General features: G+C 63.1%; 26 protein-coding genes. 16 read left to right on the top strand and 10 right to left on the bottom strand.

Annotated elements, in window-relative coordinates; translation table 11 throughout:
* The first annotated feature begins 160 nt into the window (after nt 1–160).
* Nucleotides 161–1,234 carry an acyltransferase family protein gene (locus AC0L3P_RS03470; protein WP_473300978.1) on the top strand — a complete coding sequence of 358 codons (1,074 nt, stop codon included), beginning with the start codon at nt 161–163 and terminating at the stop codon, nt 1,232–1,234.
* A 144-nt stretch (nt 1,235–1,378) separates the two neighbouring features.
* On the opposite strand, the gene AC0L3P_RS03465 is transcribed toward AC0L3P_RS03470, so the two are convergent.
* Together AC0L3P_RS03465 and AC0L3P_RS03460 are read right to left on the bottom strand one after the other, a co-directional pair.
* Nucleotides 1,379–1,585: a hypothetical protein gene (locus tag AC0L3P_RS03465; protein ID WP_275171148.1), complete on the bottom strand. Its 207-nt coding sequence runs from the start codon at nt 1,583–1,585 to the stop codon at nt 1,379–1,381.
* Between the two features lie 176 nt (nt 1,586–1,761).
* Complete coding sequence (locus tag AC0L3P_RS03460; protein ID WP_275171149.1) at nt 1,762–2,424, bottom strand: hypothetical protein; 663 nt, start codon at nt 2,422–2,424, stop codon at nt 1,762–1,764.
* 487 nt (nt 2,425–2,911) lie between these two features.
* Between AC0L3P_RS03460 and AC0L3P_RS03455 the strand changes: the two genes are divergently transcribed.
* The 4 genes from AC0L3P_RS03455 to AC0L3P_RS03440 all read left to right on the top strand — a co-directional run bounded on the left by AC0L3P_RS03455 (nt 2,912) and on the right by AC0L3P_RS03440 (nt 4,403).
* A complete protein-coding gene (locus tag AC0L3P_RS03455) occupies nt 2,912–3,082 on the top strand; it encodes a hypothetical protein (protein ID WP_473300977.1) in 171 nt (56 codons plus the stop codon).
* Between the two features lie 321 nt (nt 3,083–3,403).
* Complete coding sequence (locus AC0L3P_RS03450) at nt 3,404–3,646, top strand: hypothetical protein (RefSeq protein ID WP_007610592.1); 243 nt, start codon at nt 3,404–3,406, stop codon at nt 3,644–3,646.
* A 122-nt stretch (nt 3,647–3,768) separates the two neighbouring features.
* Nucleotides 3,769–4,008 carry a hypothetical protein gene (locus tag AC0L3P_RS03445; RefSeq protein ID WP_275171150.1) on the top strand — a complete coding sequence of 80 codons (240 nt, stop codon included), beginning with the start codon at nt 3,769–3,771 and terminating at the stop codon, nt 4,006–4,008.
* A 104-nt stretch (nt 4,009–4,112) separates the two neighbouring features.
* Nucleotides 4,113–4,403 carry a Zn-ribbon containing protein gene (locus AC0L3P_RS03440; RefSeq protein ID WP_275171151.1) on the top strand — a complete coding sequence of 97 codons (291 nt, stop codon included), beginning with the start codon at nt 4,113–4,115 and terminating at the stop codon, nt 4,401–4,403.
* Between the two features lies 1 nt (nt 4,404).
* Here AC0L3P_RS03440 and AC0L3P_RS03435 read toward each other — a convergent pair whose 3' ends face one another.
* Nucleotides 4,405–4,791, bottom strand: coding sequence for an NUDIX hydrolase (locus AC0L3P_RS03435; protein WP_027518066.1), 387 nt, complete (start codon nt 4,789–4,791; stop codon nt 4,405–4,407).
* Between the two features lie 144 nt (nt 4,792–4,935).
* A complete protein-coding gene (locus tag AC0L3P_RS03430; RefSeq protein WP_473300976.1) occupies nt 4,936–6,039 on the bottom strand; it encodes an AI-2E family transporter in 1,104 nt (367 codons plus the stop codon).
* 148 nt (nt 6,040–6,187) lie between these two features.
* On the opposite strand from AC0L3P_RS03430, the gene AC0L3P_RS03425 reads away from it, so the two are divergent.
* The 4 genes from AC0L3P_RS03425 (at nt 6,188) to AC0L3P_RS03410 (ending at nt 9,337) form a co-directional block, all read left to right on the top strand.
* A complete protein-coding gene (locus tag AC0L3P_RS03425; protein WP_275171153.1) occupies nt 6,188–6,475 on the top strand; it encodes a hypothetical protein in 288 nt (95 codons plus the stop codon).
* An 84-nt stretch (nt 6,476–6,559) separates the two neighbouring features.
* Nucleotides 6,560–6,787 carry a hypothetical protein gene (locus AC0L3P_RS03420; RefSeq protein WP_275171154.1) on the top strand — a complete coding sequence of 76 codons (228 nt, stop codon included), beginning with the start codon at nt 6,560–6,562 and terminating at the stop codon, nt 6,785–6,787.
* A 118-nt stretch (nt 6,788–6,905) separates the two neighbouring features.
* Nucleotides 6,906–8,942 (top strand): acetoacetate--CoA ligase, encoded by a 2,037-nt coding sequence (locus tag AC0L3P_RS03415; RefSeq protein ID WP_473300975.1) that lies wholly within the window; start codon nt 6,906–6,908, stop codon nt 8,940–8,942.
* 92 nt (nt 8,943–9,034) lie between these two features.
* Nucleotides 9,035–9,337, top strand: coding sequence for a hypothetical protein (locus AC0L3P_RS03410; protein ID WP_027518070.1), 303 nt, complete (start codon nt 9,035–9,037; stop codon nt 9,335–9,337).
* 3 nt (nt 9,338–9,340) lie between these two features.
* Here the strand turns inward: AC0L3P_RS03410 and AC0L3P_RS03405 are convergent, their stop codons facing one another.
* Nucleotides 9,341–9,577 (bottom strand): hypothetical protein, encoded by a 237-nt coding sequence (locus tag AC0L3P_RS03405; protein ID WP_473300974.1) that lies wholly within the window; start codon nt 9,575–9,577, stop codon nt 9,341–9,343.
* Between the two features lie 338 nt (nt 9,578–9,915).
* Complete coding sequence (locus AC0L3P_RS03400; RefSeq protein ID WP_473300973.1) at nt 9,916–10,203, bottom strand: hypothetical protein; 288 nt, start codon at nt 10,201–10,203, stop codon at nt 9,916–9,918.
* A 191-nt stretch (nt 10,204–10,394) separates the two neighbouring features.
* On the opposite strand from AC0L3P_RS03400, the gene AC0L3P_RS03395 reads away from it, so the two are divergent.
* The 3 genes from AC0L3P_RS03395 (at nt 10,395) to AC0L3P_RS03385 (ending at nt 12,029) form a co-directional block, all read left to right on the top strand.
* The gene (locus AC0L3P_RS03395; RefSeq protein ID WP_027567035.1) at nt 10,395–10,982 is read left to right on the top strand and encodes a formyltransferase family protein; all 588 of its coding nucleotides are present in this window, start codon (nt 10,395–10,397) and stop codon (nt 10,980–10,982) included.
* A gap of 212 nt (nt 10,983–11,194) precedes the next feature.
* Nucleotides 11,195–11,539 (top strand): hypothetical protein, encoded by a 345-nt coding sequence (locus AC0L3P_RS03390; protein WP_007610621.1) that lies wholly within the window; start codon nt 11,195–11,197, stop codon nt 11,537–11,539.
* Nucleotides 11,484–12,029, top strand: coding sequence for a hypothetical protein (locus AC0L3P_RS03385; protein WP_275171158.1), 546 nt, complete (start codon nt 11,484–11,486; stop codon nt 12,027–12,029). Before AC0L3P_RS03390 ends, AC0L3P_RS03385 begins: the two co-directional genes overlap by 56 nt.
* 52 nt (nt 12,030–12,081) lie before the next feature.
* On the opposite strand, the gene AC0L3P_RS03380 is transcribed toward AC0L3P_RS03385, so the two are convergent.
* Nucleotides 12,082–12,480, bottom strand: a complete 399-nt coding sequence (locus AC0L3P_RS03380) for a RidA family protein (protein ID WP_473300972.1) — start codon at nt 12,478–12,480, stop codon at nt 12,082–12,084.
* 151 nt (nt 12,481–12,631) lie between these two features.
* Between AC0L3P_RS03380 and AC0L3P_RS03375 the strand changes: the two genes are divergently transcribed.
* Complete coding sequence (locus AC0L3P_RS03375; RefSeq protein ID WP_275171159.1) at nt 12,632–13,507, top strand: DMT family transporter; 876 nt, start codon at nt 12,632–12,634, stop codon at nt 13,505–13,507.
* A 203-nt stretch (nt 13,508–13,710) separates the two neighbouring features.
* Nucleotides 13,711–15,141 carry a caspase family protein gene (locus AC0L3P_RS03370; RefSeq protein WP_473300971.1) on the top strand — a complete coding sequence of 477 codons (1,431 nt, stop codon included), beginning with the start codon at nt 13,711–13,713 and terminating at the stop codon, nt 15,139–15,141.
* 75 nt (nt 15,142–15,216) lie between these two features.
* Here AC0L3P_RS03370 and AC0L3P_RS03365 read toward each other — a convergent pair whose 3' ends face one another.
* Nucleotides 15,217–15,459 (bottom strand): BrnA antitoxin family protein, encoded by a 243-nt coding sequence (locus tag AC0L3P_RS03365; RefSeq protein WP_473300970.1) that lies wholly within the window; start codon nt 15,457–15,459, stop codon nt 15,217–15,219.
* A gap of 3 nt (nt 15,460–15,462) precedes the next feature.
* A complete protein-coding gene (gene cysK, locus AC0L3P_RS03360) occupies nt 15,463–16,440 on the bottom strand; it encodes a cysteine synthase A (RefSeq protein ID WP_473300969.1) in 978 nt (325 codons plus the stop codon).
* 223 nt (nt 16,441–16,663) lie between these two features.
* On the opposite strand from cysK, the gene AC0L3P_RS03355 reads away from it, so the two are divergent.
* Nucleotides 16,664–16,882 (top strand): hypothetical protein, encoded by a 219-nt coding sequence (locus tag AC0L3P_RS03355; RefSeq protein WP_473300968.1) that lies wholly within the window; start codon nt 16,664–16,666, stop codon nt 16,880–16,882.
* A 33-nt stretch (nt 16,883–16,915) separates the two neighbouring features.
* Here AC0L3P_RS03355 and tgt read toward each other — a convergent pair whose 3' ends face one another.
* On the bottom strand, nt 16,916–18,064 hold the full coding sequence (gene tgt / locus AC0L3P_RS03350) for a tRNA guanosine(34) transglycosylase Tgt (protein ID WP_473300967.1): 1,149 nt from the start codon (nt 18,062–18,064) through the stop codon (nt 16,916–16,918).
* Nucleotides 18,065–18,266: 202 nt separating this feature from the next.
* Here tgt and AC0L3P_RS03345 point away from each other — a divergent pair, with 202 nt between their 5' ends.
* Nucleotides 18,267–19,475, top strand: a complete 1,209-nt coding sequence (locus AC0L3P_RS03345; protein ID WP_473300966.1) for a patatin-like phospholipase family protein — start codon at nt 18,267–18,269, stop codon at nt 19,473–19,475.
* Nucleotides 19,476–19,478 lie beyond the last annotated feature (3 nt).

Raw genomic sequence — 19,478 nt, 5'->3', positions numbered from 1 at the left:
TTGAGCTGTCAATAAGGGCGTACACTCTTACACAGTGCGTGAGCCGCGTTGCCACGCCTAGCCGCGCATGCAGGCGGGGCGGCCGCGTTTGCTGCTGGAGCGGGTATTGCTCAAAACTACTCGCAGTGATACACGCGCATCCTGAGATTGAGGAAGGCCAATGGATTCCAAGTTGCCTGGCATTCAGGTTGGTCGCGCGATCGCCGCGATCTCAGTGTTCTATTTTCATTCCTACATCGGCCTGACGTATTTTGATAAGGCAAGCCTCCACACCTTCGACTGGCTGGCCGTGCAGGGCGGATCTGGGGTAGATTTGTTCTTCGCGATTTCTGGGTTCATCGTCTGCTATGTGGCGGCACGGCCCGACTTCACAACCGGCTCTTTCCTGTTAAAGCGGTTCTTCCGCATCTATCCACTGAACGCGCTTGTCACGCTGATTGTGGCCGCCATCTGTTTTGCCAACATCCGGATATCTGACGATACCAGCTTCTCGCATATCATTTGGTCCATCCTGATCCTGCCGCAGAAAGCACCGGTCAAGTCCGTCGGATGGACTTTGGAATACGAGGTGGCGTTCTACCTTGTTGCAGCCATCCTTCTGCCGCGCGGCGGGCCGGCGGTCCTTCTTGCCTACTGCGCCGCCTCTTACGAGCTATACTATCTGGTGCTGCCGGAAAGCCCGTTTATCCTGCGCTTTGTCACTGAACATCACGCGGCTTTCGGCGCCGGCGTATTGGCGTTCATGATTATCACCCGACTCCCTGTGTTGCCTCTCATGGCAAGATGGTTGTTGTCGGCGGCGCTTGCGGCTGCCGGTGTAGCGGTATTTCTATGGGCATACAATTTTTTCAACAGCCCGTTGATCAGGCCGGCTGCGTGCATGCTTGCCGTGATTGGCGCGGCTCTTTTGCCGTCTGCCCCGAGATGGGCCGTGCGCTTGGGAGATATCTCATATGGATTCTATTTATTGCATTGGCCAGTGGTCTGCATTTCCTATTGGACGGCCGCTTCCATCGTTAAGCCAAACCCCGCGGCCGGTGAACTTTGGCGCTGGGGCTTGTTTCTCGTGGTGCTGGCATTGGCCAACCTCTCGTGGGTGTTTTTCGAGAAGCCTCTAAATCGTATGGCGCGCCGCCTAACAAATCGCACCGGAAACTCAGAAAACGGTGTCGGCGATTATGTAGCCAGTAGTCGCCGCACCGGAATTGTTCAGCGTGTTGGTGCAGCCGACTGACATGCCGATGCCGATGACGTTGACCTTGGCAATCGGACCACCTTGTCGCGTTAGCAACCGGACAAAGCCCCCCCCACACACACCGCGCCGCATCTGCGGATGAAGTCGCGGCCGCGAGCGAAGCCAGGAGACCGCGACGGCGGATTACACCACGCCGCCGAAGTCGATGCCTTCCTTGGCGAGCGCCTCAGCTTCCTCGGCGGACGCTGTCGGCTTCGTCTCGAGGTAGGGGAGCTCAGTTGCTGGCAGAATGGTGCGGATGTTCTGGCCGTCTGTCCGCGTGATGCGAGCAACCCACCGCTTGGGCTCGTGCTCAAACCGTTCGATATGGTACTGCTTGTACGTAATCATGGCTTTCGGACGCAACTGACGCTGACACAGGCTTTGTTGTATCCAACATAGCACCGCCGTCCAACAGTTTCTTAAAGCTAGGTTAAGACCCGCGCGCGCGGACCGCCGGATATCAGGCAAAAAAGCGGCCTCAGGGACACCCCCGAGGCCGAGAAGGCGATTTGCTCGATCTGACTTCAGCTCTCCGGGGCCGAAACTGGAGCAGGCACACTCAGCGGCGCACCCCCCACCGAAACCGGCCCTATATATTTCGGCTGCCGGGCGATCCGTTTGCGGATCGCTGCGGACAGTCCATAGCGCGCATGCGCTCTTCGAACGGAGGACGTGACGTCCGACATCATGGCATTTTGCAGCGAGTCGATCTTCGCAATCAGCGTGGACAGCTGCGAAGATACCTTCCTCACATCGACCCGTTCGTCCGTGATGCTCTGTCGCAGCGAAAGCAGCACCATCGAATCCGCCTGCAGCACAGCCGCGTTTTGTTGCAATGCCTGATTGCTCTCCTGCAGCGAAGCCGTGTGTTGCTGCTGGGTCGACTGAATATCCTTCAAGGCAGCGACAACCGGATCCGGCTTTGGCGCCGAAGCTTCTTGCCGCGGAAGCAGATCAGCCAGGCTGCTCAGATTCAGCGATGGCAAGCCGGACGGCCATGTGTAGATCGCCGCCGCGCCGTTGATGGCCAGGGCACACACCGACAGCGCCATGATCGACGTCCGGCTGGACCGCTTGATCGGTTCTGGAGCGTCCAAGATTTCGGGTTCGTGGGCCGCGATGGCCGCAGCAAGTGCTGCAGGGTCGAGCTGTTCGACAAGGCCTTGGCTTTCGAAAGTCGTGGTCATGGCATTGACCCCAATGAGCGAGCAACAGGAAGCCGTCGCCGGAACGTCCTCGCGACGGCTCCCTTACGCAGCACCCATCTACAACTGTCTAAAATTGTGAGCTTTTCAGCTTAATTCCAAGTTAGCGGCCGCGGCCTGCCGCAGACTCCGCCACCCCGGCCGACTACGGGGTCCGTGCGACGGACATGACTCGCATGCCGGTGCAAGTGCTCCTCCGATCCCGGGACGCCGTCTCGGTCCAAAGCGGATTTTCCGAAGTTGGCAACTTACCCCTGTTTTGCCCGACGCGTCAACCGGCATCTCCGCCGGATGCAGGACCGCTTTGTGCCAAAAAGAAAGCGTTGTGCCAGCAGGACTCAGCTACTGTGCATGGGGTTGTTTTCGCGTTTTGACCAGCGCCTGGTCATCCGCCCGGTATCCCTGTCCCAAAAGCCGCGAGACAACCCGCTCAAAAAGTGTAGGATTCGACAAAACAGGGAGGAGCGGCATGTTTGAAATCAGCGGTTTCGACACGGCAGGAATCGTCAGCCTCAAGCGGCTGTCACTCACCGCCGCCCTCAAGAAGGCCAAGGAGCTTATCGCCGACGGGTGCTGGGGCGTTCAGGTGATTGGTCCAGAGGGCCAGGTCTACACCTCGTTCGAGGAGCAAGCCGCATAGTCGCCCGCCTTCTGCATCAGCCTTCGGCATCATTCGGAAAGCACCCGACCGATCGCGCATCGCGCGCTCCGGCGGTTGAGGTGATCAACGTGAAAACCCCAGCGCCTGGTGGAGCGCTGGGGCGTTTTCAAAATATCAATCGGTAAAGCAATGACGCCTTCGTAGCAGCGATCCCGACCATCGCTTGTGAACTGCTTCACACGGCCTTCGATCTTTCCACACTTTGAAGACGCTCAACTGCCGCGCGCCGCGCCGTTGCCAATCAACTCGTTTGGGAGCACGCTCTCTCCAGGCGCGCAGACGCCGCTCAGGGAGAAAGCCATGAAGGAAACGGGCCTGGATCATCGCCACCGCGACAAGGATGGCGCGATCAGCAAGAAGCACGGCAACACGCTGGTCGGTACGTTGCGCAAGATCTACGGCAAGGGTTTTGCCGCCGGTTATCCGGATACGACTGAACTCAGCGAGGTCTTGCATCAGTTGAACGAGACATCGCTGAGCCAGTTGCGGCGCGATCACGACACCGGGCATCTCGGCCACAAGATCGACCACGTCCCGAAGTGACGGACCTCCCTAGTTCCAACTTCAGGTAGATGAATTCAACTTCGCTGCCGGTCGACACGGCGAATTTGCCGTTTGAGCCCTCGCCGACCGAGCGCTAGGATGAGCCTTTTACGGAGGCTCGTTTGAAACAGTTCATTATCATCACCGCCATTGCACTCGCCGTGACGGCTCCCGCCCGCTCGCAGGCCCTCGTCGATCCCAACAAGGTTGCTCCCGAATATCGCGAGGCAGCCGAGAAGCGGCGGGCCGAGCAGATGCGGCAGCGCGAATGCGCGCTGAAGGCGGATCTCGAGAAGGTGCTGCCCAGGGATCGCACCGTCTTTCTCAACCATTGCCTGGACACGATAGCGGCCAAGCAATAGCGGCCGATCGAGCAGCATGAAGTCGCCGACGCGTTCAAGCTTTCTTCAGACAATTGGGGTCACCTGACGATCCATTTCCATCAGTCATTGTCGATCGACCGCGCATGAGTTTCGTCCAGATTCAGTGCACGCGCTGCAAGACCGTATTCCGCGACCGCGCGGGACGGTTGCAGGACGGCTATTCCAGGCAATGTCCGAGCTGCGAGGTGGTGCTGTTCTTCGCGGAGGATTCGCCGAACCCTCAGGTCAAGCAGGCCATGAAGCGCGCCCGCAAGGCCCGCAAGGAGCAGCGCGAAACCGAAATGGCCAGGGTATCCGCGCCGCAAGCGCGCAGCAATTTCTCGCGGGCCGTCGCCGGACGGATACAGCACTCGTCGGAGGACGACGAGGCCTAGCTCACCCGCGCTTCCGCGGAAACAGGCGGTCGCGGATATAGCGCGAGGTCGGCGTCAGGCGGATGCCGCGCGGCTTCTGCCAGACGGCGCGATCGATCTCGTTCTTGTCGCCGATCGCGAGCCTGCCCTTGGCGCCCTTGGCGATGAAGATCGCGTCGCTCATCTTGCGGCCGGAGCGCTTGTTCCTGGCCGTCACTTCCTTCCAGAGGCTGATCCGGCCAAGCTTCAGCTTGGGCAGCTCCTCCTTGATCTCCCGCCGCAAGCAGTCCTTGTCGGACTCGCGCGCACGCTTGCGGCCGCCCGGGAACATCCACAGGCCGTCCGACCGGCGTCTGACCAACAATACCTTGCCGCGCTTGGCGGCAACCAGTTTGGAAGACTTCGCCATGTCCGCCGTAATCGAAAAAAGAATCGAGCCCATGGTAACTTGTCTAGTCGGATAGACAAGTTCGGGATGGATCTTGATCTCACGGGCAAGGCCATCAGGTCTGATTGGACCCGGCAGGCCGATCCCGCAGTTCGAGGCGCCCGGTCAGCCCTCGCCCGCCGCTGTCTCCGCCCTTGACCCCGCCTCGGCCCGGTCCTCCGTCCTGATCCAGGCCATCATCATTTCCCAGGCCACCGACAGGATGATCGGGCCGATGAACAAGCCGACGATGCCGTGGGCGAGCGTGCCGCCGATCACGCCGACGAAGATGACGATGGTGGGCGTGGTCAGGCCGCGCCCCATCACCAGCGGCTTCAACATGGTGTCGAGGAAGCCGACGACGACGAGAAACACGGTGAGCAGCAGCGCGGTGGTGACGTCTTTGGCGGTCCAGATCCAGATGATCACCGGCAGCAGCACCAGGAAGGCGCCGATCTGCACGATCGAGAGCAGCAGCACGATGAAGGCGAGCAGGCCTGCGCTCGGCACCGCGGCAAGCTTGAAGCCGATGCCGGCGAGCAGTGCCTGCACGATCGCGACGCCGATCACGCCTTGCGCCACGGCGCGGATGGTCGCGCCCGCGAGCCCCAGGAAATGCTCGGTTTGTTCGGGCACGATGCGAAACAGGAAGCCGCGGCCGGCCGCGACCAGCCTCGGCCCGTGCGGAAACAGGAAGCCGGCCACGAACACCGAGACCAGGAACTGGAGCGTGCCGACGCCGGCGTCTCCCGCGAGCCCAAGCAACGGTCCCGCCAGCGGCTGGAGATACGGCGCGACCTCGCGCAGCACCGCGCGGATGTTGTTGTAGGCCTGCTCCCAGAGGTCGAATAGCCATGGGCCAACGAGCGGCCACGACTTGAGCTGCTCCGGCGCCGACTGAAGCGCGAGGTCGCCGGTGCCGAGCTGGTGCGCCAGTTCGCGCACGCCGTCCACTGCGCTGATGCCGAGCCAGGTCGCAGGACCGATGACGATGCCGAGCGTGATCAGGGTCAGGATCGCCGCCGCGGTCTTGGGCCGGCCGCCGAGGATCTTGGCGACCCAGCTGAAGGCCGGGTAGAACGCGACAGCGAGCACGCCGCTCCAGGCAAGGATCGGCACGAAGGGGCGGATGATCAGGAAAGTCCAGATGATCAGCAGGCCGAGCAGGCCGACGCGGATCACGAGCTGGATGATGTCCTCGCCGGTCAGGAGCTGACGCAGACTTTTCACGGGCACGGCTTTCCTTGCGGCATCGACGCGGGTTCCGGCACTTGCGCGGCCCAGCGTTATTGCCAGCTGCGCACCCGGCGTCAAGACGACGGGGCCGGCCCGAGCCCGGCGATTAGGAACGCATCGGGCCATTCTGCATTCCGAGACGATGGCACGCCGTCCCAGAGAGCCTGGCGCACATGCGGGAATTCACCGCGGCATCCACTTTTCGCTGAAGCCAAACGCCGCACCGGGCTATTGGCGCTACGCCTATGCCGTCGGCGACAGGGCCCGCTCCGGGCGCGTGCAAGGCAGGCTGCCCTTGCTCGCCATCAGGCGCGTACAGATGCGCATCGACCGGGACATGCGGAGCATCCGGCCCGGCGATGCGGCGGCGCCGCGCGTTGAGCGCCGGCAAGGCCCGCAACCGAAGGCCGGCTTGGCTAACGACGATTAACCGGATTTCGGCCGACCGGTTTACGCCGTTGCAAAGGCGTGCACCTACGCTTCCATCGAGGTCCCCCAAACCACTTTCGGTGCAATGGCCAATACCATCTGGACGATCGAAGAATTCACCTGCGCGGGTTGCGGCATGAACTACACCGCGACAAGGGAGGAGCACGCCGAAGCGCATTCCGGCAGCTTCAAGTGCAGCATCTGCAGCGGTGTGGTGCACACCTGGTCCGGCAAGCACCATTTCTTCGGTTGGGAAGCGGTGAAGACCAAGCCACCCGTGTTCGGAAGGCGCTGGGCCGGCGCGGGCTGGTAGGCTGCTTCCGGCGGACCCAGACCCGCTACTCCCGTCAACGCTGCCTGCCCGAACTGCGGCTTCTGCTACTTTGCGGCACCGGTTACACTCCCCGCCCCGCAACTTAAGTCGATACGCAATGACCGCAGCTTTCGTTCCCCAGATTGCCCTTTACCGCACCTGGCTCGCCGAACAGCGCGGCCTTACCTTCGCCAGCTACGAGGACATGCGGCAGTGGTCGGTGCGCGATCTCGACGGCTTCTGGCGTAGCATCTGGGACTATTACGATCTGCAATCGCCAACGCCGTTCGCGGCCGTGATCACCGAGCGCAAGATGCCCGGCGCGGTCTGGTTTCCCGGCGCTCAGGTCAACTATGCCCGGCAGGTGTTCCGCCATGTAGACGCGGCCGACGCCGCCGGCCTGCCCGCAATCGTCAGCTGTGGCGAGGACGGCAGGCTTTGCGAGACGAGCTGGCCGGAGCTGCGGCGCAAGGCCGCTGCCCTCGCACTGCATCTGAAAGAAAAAGGCATCAAGCCCGGCGACCGCATCGCCGCCTATCTGCCCAACATCCCCGAGACCATCATCGCATTCCTGGCGAGCGCGAGCATCGGCGCGATCTGGAGCGTGTGCGCGCCCGACATGGCCGCGCCCGCCGTGATCGATCGCTTCAAGCAGATCGAACCGAAAGTGCTGATCGCCTGCGACGCCGTCACCTATGCCGGCCGCCGGCACGATCGCAAGGACGTCCTCGCCGAGCTGCGGCGATCGCTGCCGACGGTCGAACACGTCATCCTGCACGGCGAGGCAGCGGCGGACGCCCTGCTCTCCGACATCGTCGCAGCAACGGGCGCCGCGATCGACGCGTTCGAGCCCGCGTGGCTGCCGTTCGATCATCCGCTCTGGATCGTCTATTCCAGCGGCACCACCGGCCTGCCAAAGCCGATCGTGCACGGCCATGGCGGCATCGTCATGGTGGTGCTGGCTCTGCTGGGATTGCACAATGATCTCGGCTGCTCCTACCACGAGAATTCGTTCGGCGAGCGCTATCACTGGTACTCTTCGACCGGCTGGATCATGTGGAACAGCCAGATCGGCGGCCTGCTCAGCGGCACCACCTGCTGCATTTTCGATGGCAGCCCCGGCGGCACCAGGGACAAGCCGGATTGGACCACACTGTGGCGCTTCGTCGCGCAATCGAAAGCGACCTTCTTCGGTGCGGGCGCGGCGTTCTTCGCCAACTGCGCCAAGGCCGAGATCAATCTCGCAGCCGCCGGCGAGCTCTCACAGCTTCGTTGTCTCGGCTCCACCGGCTCTCCGCTGAGCGCCGACACGCAAGCCTGGTTCAACAACCGCTTCGCTGGCTTGTCGAAGACCAACGGCAGCAAGGCGCAGACCGATATCTGGTGGGCCAACATCTCCGGCGGCACCGATTTCGCCGGCGCCTTCATTGGCGGCAATCGCGAACTGCCGCAGACGCCCGGCGCGATGCAGTGCCGTCTGCTGGGTGCCGCCGTGGAAGCCTTCGACGAACGGGGCCGCGCCGTCATCGGCGAGGTCGGCGAGCTCGTTTGCACCGAGCCGATGCCGTCGATGCCGCTCTATTTCTGGAACGACGAGGGCGATGCGCGCTATCGCGCGAGCTATTTCGAGACCTATCCGGACAATTTCGACGGCAGCGGCCGCGGGCCGGTGTGGCGGCACGGCGACTGGCTCAAAGTCGACCCGGACGGCTCCTGCATCATCTATGGCCGCAGCGATGCCACCATCAACCGCCACGGCCTGCGCATGGGCACCAGCGAACTCTACTCCGCGATCGAGGCCTTGCCGGAGGTGCTGGATTCCCTCGTCGTCGATCTCGAATATCTCGGCCGTGACAGCTACATGCCGCTGTTCGTGGTGCTGCGCGACGGCGTCGCTTTCGATGGCGCGATGCAGGCGAAAATCAACAAGGCGGTCGAGGCCGGCCTCTCCCGCCGTTTCCTGCCCAACGAGATTTTTGCGGTCGCCGAAATTCCGCGCACGCTCTCGGGCAAGAAGCAGGAGCTGCCGATCAAGAAGCTGCTGCTCGGCCAGCCGGTCGAGAAGGTCATCAACCGGGAGGCGATGGCCAATCCCGCCTGCCTCGACTGGTACCTCGCCTTCGCACGCGACTATCTGGCGCGGACCGAGACTTGAGGGGAGATCGCCCCAATTGCGCCGAAGCCGTTTGGACTCCGTTCACCGATCGCCGCTAGAGCAGGATGGATCTTCCGCAACGAACGCGCGCCATGGCCGACCTCAACGCCGTCCTCACCAGGCTCAACGACCGTCTGCTCCGCCTCGAGGGCGAGCTGTTCGTGCTGCGCTCGCTGGCCCGCGCGACGCTGACGGCGGGCGATGACCATGCGGCGCGAATGCGCAAGCTGGTCGAGGCCGCAAAGGTCGCGCTCGACGACGAGGCCACGCGTCCCCTCGACAAGCCGACGCGCAAATATGTCGATGCGGCGACCGCGCTGGTGGAGGAATTGCTGGTCGAGCCGACCCAGGCACGGCCGTTGTTCACCGTCATCGACGGCGGCCGGCGCGACTGAGCCTCAAACTGGCCGGCCGTCGTCCGTCGCGGCGACATCGCCCGACTTGAGCCGGCTGAGGCCGGCTTCGATGATCGCGATCTCCTCGTCGATCTGGCCGATCGGCAGGCTGAAGTCGTAGCCGGACCTGCTCTTCAGATCGACCGCGAGCCGCTGTCTGTGCATCATCAGCTCGTCGAGGCCGCGCCGGTTCTTCAGCCGGACATAGACGTCGACGATCTGCTCAATCGCGCTCGGCATGAAATAGGTCCCGGCGAAAAAGCCCGCACGGCGCACCCACGCCGGCGGGACGATCTCGGTGTCGCGGTACGCAATACAAATCCGCGACGGATTCGTCGATACGCCAAGCTGGTTGAGATCATGTTACCATCGGATGATTTCGTGATGGCCGTGTATGAAAAAGCCGCTGGCGATCCCGCCAGCGGCCAAATCCGGGCTCGAAAACGGATGCGGGTTGAAATGTCGCCAGCCCCGGTGGGTCCAACTTCTAACGGCAAATCCTGGATCTCTCTGTTAAGAACGAAACACAGGAACCGGCCTATCTCCACTTGCCGCCCGACCGTGGTGGCGCGGCCCGGCTAGTCAGAAACGCAGAAATATTTGCGCGGCAGCCTGCGGTAGGCGCTGTAGCGGTAATGTGGCCGGTACGCGTAGCCGCGATAGAGTGCCGGCGGCTCCTCGCCGTAATAGGCGCCGTGATAGAAATTGATGACCGGCCCTTCCGCGCAGCGATAGGTGTCCCAGGTCGGGCCGATGAAGGGTGCCACCCCAACTTCGGGCGGAACCGCGGGATAAGGTGGTCCGCCGGCGCGCGCCGGAAGGGTTGCGACCAGGGCCGCGAGAAGGACAAACCAGGCGCTCCGCATGCGTTCGCTCCGAGCCGATGCCATGCGCGCATGGAAGCACCGGACCGGCCGACGCCGCAAATCGCGGAATTCATCGCGCACCCCTCGCCCGGTGCATTGTTGATAACCGGCGCAAACCCGGCGCGGGTGGTGACAGGACGTCCGGACGTGTTATCGGGAGATGACGCAGTTGCGAGACGGATCGGACACTCATGCGCATTACCCTCGTCGGCTCCCGCCATTTCGGCGTGACCACCCTGAACATGCTCCGGGAGCACGGTGTCTCGATCGTGCGGGTCGTGGTGGCCGACGCCGAGGATCGTCTCGCCGCGACAGCCAAGGCGGCGGGCATCGAGGTCGTCGTTCAGGCCAATCCCAAGCTGGTGGTGGCCTCCGAGATCGCCCCCGATACCGATCTGATCGTCACCGCGCACAGCCACGCCCGGATCGGCAAGGACGCGCTCGAGGCGGCGAAGCTGGGCGGGATCGGCTATCATCCTTCGCTGCTGCCGCGTCACCGCGGCAAGGCGGCCGTGGAATGGACCATCAAGGAAGGCGACCCGATCGCCGGCGGCACGATCTATCACCTCGCCGACCGCATGGACGCCGGCGCCATCGCCGCCCAGGAGTGGTGCTTCGTCAAGAAGGGCGAGACGGCCCGGGAGCTGTGGGAGCGCGCGCTGGCCCCGCTCGGGCTCAAATTGCTGGCTGACGTGATCGATTACGCCAAGGTCCACAAGGCGCTACCGTCCAAGACCCAGGACGAGCAGTTCGCGACCTCAGCGCCAAGTCTTTCCTGAGACCTCTTTCCTGAGCCCCTTTCCTGAGTCGATTTCCTGACGTTTACCCTTAACGTGAAGGGGCGTTGATTCTGCTTCGAAAATTGCAGCCGGAAACCCAAATAAACCATTGTTCCTACAGGAACAATTTTCAATTTGGCGCCGCACCAAATTTCCGTCACATTTTGTCCGAATAAGCGTCAGCATATCAGACAGATTCAAGGACGGATTTTATGCGTTTTGCTCGCATTGCGGCGTTCTGTGCCGCTTCAGTTATCACCCTCGCCGCTCCCGCTTTCGCCCAGACTCCTTATGACGGCAACTGGCAGGTCACCATCGTCACCAAGAGCGGTTCTTGCGAGCCGACCGCAAGCTCCTTGCTGACGGTTGCCGACGGCAAGATCACTGCTCCCGGCGCTAACGTTTCCGGCACCATCGGCCGGGAGGGTCTTGTGAAAGTTTCGATCAATGGTGCATATGCCAACGGTCAACTCAGCGGCAACGCCGGATCGGGGAAGTGGAATGGAGCATCTGCAGGCATACCGTGCAGCGGGCGGTGGGAAGCATCGCGCCAATAGAAAAATCGTGACGAGTGGACTAAGCCGGCGGCTGCTGATCGCGGCCGCCGTTATGTTCGCGGCCGGAATTGCCAACTCCGAGAGCAAGGCCCAGTCGGGCCCGTTCGCCCCGCTGGCGGGCAGCTGGAGCGGCTCAGGCACGGTCACCCTGGATGACGGTTCGACCGAGCGGATCCGCTGCCGGGCCAAATACGCTCCGATCGGACCGACCATGGAGTTGTCTCTGACCTGCGCCAGCGACGCCTACAAGTTCAACCTCGGCGCCAACGTCAAGGCTGAAGGCAGCGCCATCGCGGGGAGCTGGTCCGAGGCCAGCCGCAATATCAGCGGCTCCCTTTCGGGCCGTGGCGCCGGTGGAAACTATGAGCTGCTCGCCTCCACCGCCGGCTTCAACGCCAACATCTCGCTGAAGACGTCCGGCAACAAGCAGAACGTCACGATGCGCGCCGACAGCCAGTTCCGCGGCGCCAACATCTCGCTGTCGCGCTAAGCCGATACGAGTAGACATGCAATCGACCCGGCGATCTCGCCGGGTCGATTTTTTATGTGCCCGGCACGAACGCCGTGACCTCGATCTCGACCTTGGCCCGGTCGTCCACGAGACCGCCGACGTAGAGCAAGGTCGAGGGCGGGAAATTACGCCCCAGCGTTTCCTTCCAGGCCGCGCCAATTCCGGCCCCGGCAGTTTCATATTCGCTGCGGCTGGTCAGGTACCAGATCAAGCGGACGATATGCTCGGGGCCGGCGCCGGCCTCGCCCAGGAGCGTGATGATCCGCTTCAGCGTGGTTCCGACCTGCGCGGCCATGTCAGGCGCGTAATTGCCGGTCTCGTCGCCGCCGGTCTGGCCGGCCAGCACCACCCAGCGACCCGGCCCCTCGACCACGACACCATGGGAAAAGCCGCGCGGTTTTTTCCACTCGGCCGGCTGCAAGATATGCATGAGCGAAGATCTCCCGATTTTTCTCGTTGTTCAGTGATGCCTTAGCACGCCGCCATGCATCGCTGCACCGGCAGATTTGGCCGTTGCAAACGGCGACGATGTCGCCGATACCGGCCCTCCCTCAGGACCCTCGCCTCCCAAACCTCCGCCCATGAACACGACACCGTCCAAAACGATGGCTGCCCTGTGGATGGCGGGCTGGCTGTCGCTGATGCTGGTCATGGCGGTCGCCGGGCGCGAGACCACGCGCGAGCTGAATGTATTTCAGATCATGGAAGTGCGTTCACTGATCGGCTTCCTGTTGCTGTCGCCGATCATCTATCGGGCCGGCGGCTTCAAGGTGCTCAGGACATCGCGCCTGCCGCAGCACATCGGGCGCAATTTGGTGCACTATGTTGCGCAGCTCGGCTGGTTCTTCGCACTGACGCTGATCCCGATCGGCCAGGTGGTGGCAATCGAGTTCACCATGCCAATCTGGACGGCGCTGCTCGCAGCGAGCCTCCTCTCCGAGCGCATGACGCCGTGGAAGATCGCCGCCATCGCGCTTGGCCTTATCGGTGTGATCGTCATCGTCCGACCCGCCACCGGCGAAATCAATCCCGGTCAACTCATTGCGCTCGGCGCCGCGATGGGCTTTGGCGTGTCCATGGTGCTCGTCAAATCGCTGACCCGCACCGAAAGCGCGCTATCGATCCTGTTCTGGATGCTGGTGGTGCAATCGGTCTCAGGCTTCATTCCGACGCTGTTCGTCTGGACGTGGCCCTCCGCCTATGTCTGGGCATGGGTCGGCGTGATCGGCGTCTGCGGCACGTTTTCGCACTACTGCCTCGCCAGTGCGATGCGCTATGCGGATGCGACCATCGTTGTTCCCATGGACTTCCTGCGGGTTCCATTGACCGCGACCGCTGGCTGGCTGCTGTATTCGGAGCGGCTTGACACATGGACGGTGGTCGGCGCCGCGCTGATCCTGTTCGGCAATCTCCTGAATCTAAAGCCAGCTCCGCCGGTTCCTGCTCCCGCACGCTGAACCTCGCGCCGCCTCGCGCGACAAAACCAAGTGGCCGTGTGATTTGGATCACGTTGGAGCGGCATTCCATCGTGCACATTCTGCCACACAGCAGCGGGTTGAACGCGACGAACTGCCGTTTTGGTGGCGCCAAGTCGGGCACTTCGTGTAAGTTCGTTGCCAATTTGTTGCTGCCTGCAATTCGATTCTGTTGGGGATTCCAGATGCGCACTCTCACCCTCCTTGCGTCGCTGATGTGCATGGCACTGTCGATCAGTGCCGCGAAGGCCGACCGCCGTGTTGCTTTCGTCGTCGGCAACGGCACCTACAAGAACGTCGCACAATTGCCGAACCCGCCGATCGACGCCAAGGCGATGGCGGCAACGCTGCGCAATGTCGGCTTCGAGGTGATCGAAGGTTCGAACCTCTCGCGCGACCAGATGACTGAGAAGCTGCTGGACTTCGGCCGCAAGGCACAGGGCTCCGATGTCGCAGTGTTCTATTATGCCGGTCACGGCATCGCGGTCGGCGGCTCCAACTATCTTCTGCCTGTCGACGCCGACATCAAGTCGGAGATGGACGTCAAGCTCGGTGCCGCCATCAACATCGATCTGACGCTCGAGCAGACCATGGGCGACGCCAAGGTCAAGCTGGTCTTCCTTGACGCCTGCCGCGACAATCCGTTCGCCGCCAAGATCAAGTCGAATTCCGCGACCCGCAGCGTCAACGTGCAGAGCGGTCTTGCCGAGATGAAATCCGGCGAAGGCACGCTGATCGCGTTCGCCACCGGCCCGGGCCAGACCGCGCTCGACGGTCAGGAGGGCAACAACAGCCCGTTCACCCGTGCGCTCATCGACAACATCACCAAGCCTGGCATCGAGATCCAGCAGGCGATGACGTCGGTACGCGCCCAGGTCAATGAGGAGACCCACAAGGGTCAGCTGCCCTGGGGCCATACCAATTTGATCGGCGCGGTCTATCTCAACCAGGCTCCGACGACCCAGGTCGCCAATGCAGCACCGACGGCTGCTGGCAGCGTGCCAATGGCGACGGGCGGCAATTCGGACGGTGTCGAGCTCGAATACTGGCGCTCGGTCAAGGAGAGCAACAAGTCGGAAGAGCTCAACGCCTATCTCTCCGCCTATCCGAACGGCCAGTTCAAGGCGCTGGCGCTGGCACGCCTCGCGGCCATCAAGAGCGGCCCCTCGACCGCGACGCGTACCCTCACCGCTGGCGTCGATCCCGCGACCTTCACCGATGAGGCCAGCCAGCTTACCGAGGACCAGATCGGCCTCGACAAGAACCAGCGCCGCGACGTTCAGCGTCGCCTCGGCGGGCTCGGCTTCGACAACAAACAAACGGGCGTGTTCGGCGACGAGACCCGGTCGGTGCTCAAGCGCTGGCAGGCGGCGCGCGGCTATCCCGCATCAGGTTACCTGAACAGGCTCCAGCACAAGGCTCTGCTTTCGGAGGTCGTGGCCGGCCCGCCGACCGCGAGCGACAACAGCCAGAAGGCAGCCCGCCGCGCCGCCGCTCCCGCGGCCAGCAGCGCGCCCGCACCGGCTCCCCATCGCAGCAGCGGTGGCGATCCTGCCGGAGCAGCCTTCGTCGGCGGTGTCGTCGGCGGCATGATGGGCGGTATGTTCCGCCGCTGAGGCGAGGCCAATCGCAAATACAAAAGCCCGGCTCGCGCCGGGCTTTTTCGTTGCGAGTCGCCCAACCTTCGGCGCCTACTTCCCCGCGGCCTTGCGCAGCGCCTCGTTGATGCGGTCCTGCCAACCGGGGCCGCCGGCCTGGAAATGCTCCAGCACGTCCTGGTCGATCCGCAGCGTGACCTGCTCCTTGATCCCCGGCCTGACGTTCTGCTTTGGCGGCGCCGCGGCGACCTTGGCCGTCACCTTCTTGAACGCCGCCTCGGCCTCCGTCCTGGCGTCGCCCAACGTCCGCGGCCGCCTCGGTGGTTGATCCGCCATGTCCTAGATTCCCTCAAACAGAGCCGTCGAAAGATACCGCTCGGAGAAGGACGGCACTATAGCCAGGATGGTCTTTCCCGCAGCCTCCGGCCGCTTGCCGATCTCGAGGGCCGCGGCGATCGCGGCACCCGAGGAGATGCCGCCCGGAATGCCCTCATGCCGCGCCAAGGCCCGCGAGGTCTCGATCGCCGTCGTCGAGCTGATCTTCGCGATCTCGTCGATCACCGAGCGGTCGAGGATCTCAGGGACGAAGCCCGCACCGATGCCCTGGATCTTGTGCGGCGTGTGCTGGCCGCCCGACAGCACCGGACTTTCCTCGGGCTCGACCGCGACCACGCGCAGCGAGGGCTTGCGCGGCTTCAGCACCTGGCCGACGCCGGTGATGGTGCCGCCGGTGCCGACGCCGGCGACGAAGAAGTCAATGTTGCCGCCGGTGTCGTTCCAGATCTCCTCTGCAGTGGTGCGGCGGTGCACCTCGGGATTGGCCAGATTCTTGAACTGCTGCGGCATCACCGAATTTGGCGTCGTCTTCAACAGCTCTTCGGCCGTCGCGATCGCGCCCTTCATGCCTTGCGCGGCCGGTGTCAGCACCAACTCCGCGCCCAAAAAGGCCAGCATCTTGCGGCGTTCGATCGACATCGACTCCGGCATGACCAGCTTGAGCCGATAGCCGCGCGAGGCCGCGACGAAGGCCAGCGCGATGCCGGTATTGCCGGAGGTCGGTTCGATCAGCACGGTGTCGGGCTTGACGATGCCGGCCTTCTCCATGGCGATGATCATGGCCGCGCCGATGCGATCCTTCACGCTTGCGGCGGGATTGAAATATTCAAGCTTGGCCAAAATGGTCGCGTTCACGCCGTGCATGCCCGGCAGCCGGCGCAAGCGCACGATCGGCGTGTCGCCAAAAGCATCGACGATCGAGTCATAGATCCGGCCGCGGCCGGGCTGGTGCGCTGCACCCGTGGTGGACGATGCGTCCATGATCAACTCCCTGTGGCGACGATTTGCGCTTCTGTTGCAGCTCTTGCGCAGTTACAGACAGCCTGCGGCGACACGCAAGCGGCATTGCGGTACATGTTAAATACGCTGCATCGCAAAATCGCGTGAGCTGCAATTATCAGAAAACCAACGCATTTGTGTTGCGACCTCGTCAACTGATTCTGCTTATGTTAGACTTAGGTCTCAAAGCAGGAAGGTCACCACGATGTCAGCAGTCGCTGAAGTGTTGTCGACCGTCGCACCGAACCGCGCTCCGCGTTGCAGTGAGTTACCCACCTGCCCCGTCTGCGCCGACTCCATGGTCGCCGCCGAAGGTTCTGCGTATCTATCGGAACACGTGATCAGCTATCTCTGGACCTGCGATAATTGCGGCTACGGCTTCGTGACCAAGCACGCCGTCAAGCAGCAGATCGTCTGCAACTGACGCTTCCTCTGCAAGTGACCTTATGCAACTGACCTAGCGCGGGGCGATGTCGCCCCTCGCCCAGTCCTCACGCGTACGCCGATAGAACTCCTCGAACGTGCCTTGTGCGATCGCGTCCCTGATGCCCTGCATCAGGAACTGGTAGTAAGCGATATTGATCTCGGACAGCAACATCGCACCCAGCGTCTCGCCCGCCTTGACGAGATGATGCAAATAGGCGCGCGCATAGGTGCGCGCCGACGGCCAGGAGCTCTCTTCGTCGAGCGGACGGGGATCGTCGGCGTGGCGCGCGTTGCGCAGATTCACCTGGCCGAAGCGTGTGAAGGCAACGCCATGTCGGCCATTGCGCGTCGGCATCACGCAATCGAACATGTCGATGCCGCGCTTGACTGCCTCGAGGATGTCGTCGGGCGTGCCGACGCCCATCAGGTAGCGCGGCCGCTCTCTCGGCAGCAGCGGCGCTGTCTCGTCGATCATCGCCAGCATCACGGCCTGCGGCTCACCAACGGCGAGGCCACCAATGGCATAACCATGGAAACCGATCTCGATGAGGCCTTGCGCGCTGGCATGGCGAAGCTGGGGGATGTCGCCGCCCTGCACGATGCCGAACAGCATGTAGCCTTCGGGCGCGCTCTCGAAGGCGCGCTTGCTTCGCTCGGCCCAGCGCAGCGACAATTGCATCGCGCGATCGATGTCGGCGCGCTCGGCGGGCAGTCGCACGCATTCGTCCATCTGCATGGCGATATCGGAGCCAAGGAAACGCTGCACTTCGATCGATCGCTCCGGCGACAGCTCGACCTTGGCGCCGTCGATATGCGAACGAAACGTCACGGCCTGCTCGCTGACCTTGCGTAAATCCGCCAGCGACATCACTTGGAAGCCGCCGGAATCCGTCAGCATCGGCCCGTTCCAGCCGGTGAATGTCTGCAAGCCGCCAAGTGCTGCGATCCGCTCGGCGCCGGGACGCAGCATCAGATGATAGGTGTTGCCGAGCACGATGTCGGCACCGGCCTCACGGACCTCGCGCCAGTGCATGCCCTTCATCGCGCCGGCGGTACCGACCGGCATGAAGGCAGGCGTGCGCACCACGCCGTGCGGCGTGGTCAGGCGCCCGGTGCGCGCGGCGCCATCGGTGGCGAGCAGTTCGAAATGATTGGGCAGACCGGTGTCAGGACGATTCATGACGGTGCTTATTGCGTGTCGGAGCAGGCCGATCAACCCGCTCAGGCGATGCCTCGGCCGGCCTATGCATCAGACTGGGACAACGGACACCACTGGGGACACGGCATCGTGCACCGGCGGCGCTTGTTAAACAAAACGATACAGTGTAGTTTTACCTTGGGGGTTGGACGAGATGCCGCGGCGATGTTGCCGGCGGCGGTAGATGCGTGATCGCCAGCCACCGACAATGCCCTTTCCTTCAAGTTCGACTGACACGTCCGCCTGTTCGCATGGCTGGACAAGGCAGACCGGCGCCCGCCTGTTCGGATTGCTGGTCCTGACGTGCAGCCTGGCGCTCGGCGCCTGCACCTCCCTGCCCCGCACACCCTATACGGCCACCGAAGCCAGCACGTCGCGCGTGCTCGATATCGATGGCCTCCGGCGCTACGCCGACGAACCCATCACGAAATTCAGCTTCGAGAAGGACACCAGCACCGCGACCAAGTCCTATCTGGCGCTGTCAGGCGGGGGTGCCGATGGCGCCTACGGCGTCGGCGTGCTCAACGGCTGGACCGCGGCCAGAACCCGTCCCACTTTCTCAGTCGTCTCGGGCGTGAGCACCGGCGGTCTGATTGCACCCTTTGCGTTTCTCGGCTCGCGATATGACGACACGCTGAAGGAGGTTTACACCAGCGGCGTCGCCGAGAGCCTGTTGAGCGATCCCAGCATCATGCGCGTGCTGTTCGGATCCGGCCTGTTCGGCAACACGCGTCTGCGCGAGCTCGTCGCCCGCTATGTCGGACCGGAGATCATGGCGCAGGTCGCCAGTGAAAACGCCAAGGGCCGAAGGCTGCTGGTGGTGACGACCGATCTCGACACCCAGCGGACCGCGATCTGGGACATGGGCAGGATCGCGGCGGTCGGCACGCCTGAGGCGCTCAAGCTGTTTCGCGACGTGATGGCGGCCTCCGCCAGCATCCCCCTGGTGTTTCCGCCGATCATGATCGACGCCGAAGGCGAGGGCCGCAGGTTTCAGGAGATGCATGTCGACGGCGGCGTGACAGCCCCGGTGCTGACACTGCCGGAAGCCCTGCTTTTCCAGGGCAGTCGCCTTCCCGGCCCTGCGAAGCTGGACATCTACATCCTCGTCAACAAGAAGATCGAACGCAATTTCGAGCTCGTCTCCAACAGCACCATCGACGTCGCCTCACGCAGCCTGTCGTCGATCACCCAGTCGCAGACCCGCTCGATCATCTTCTCGACCTATGATTTCGCGAGGCGCAACCGCCTGGGCTTCCATCTCTCCTATATCGCGCGCGACTATCCGGCCGCCCCCTCGGAAGGGTTCGACACCGCCTATATGCGGGCGCTGTATCAGTACGGATATGAGAAGGCCGCTTCAGGCCAAGCCTGGACTTCGACGCTTCCGTAAGCG

The sequence above is a fragment of the Bradyrhizobium sp. WSM4874 genome, from assembly GCF_055811835.1.
This window is presented reverse-complemented; position numbering and strand designations above follow the sequence as displayed.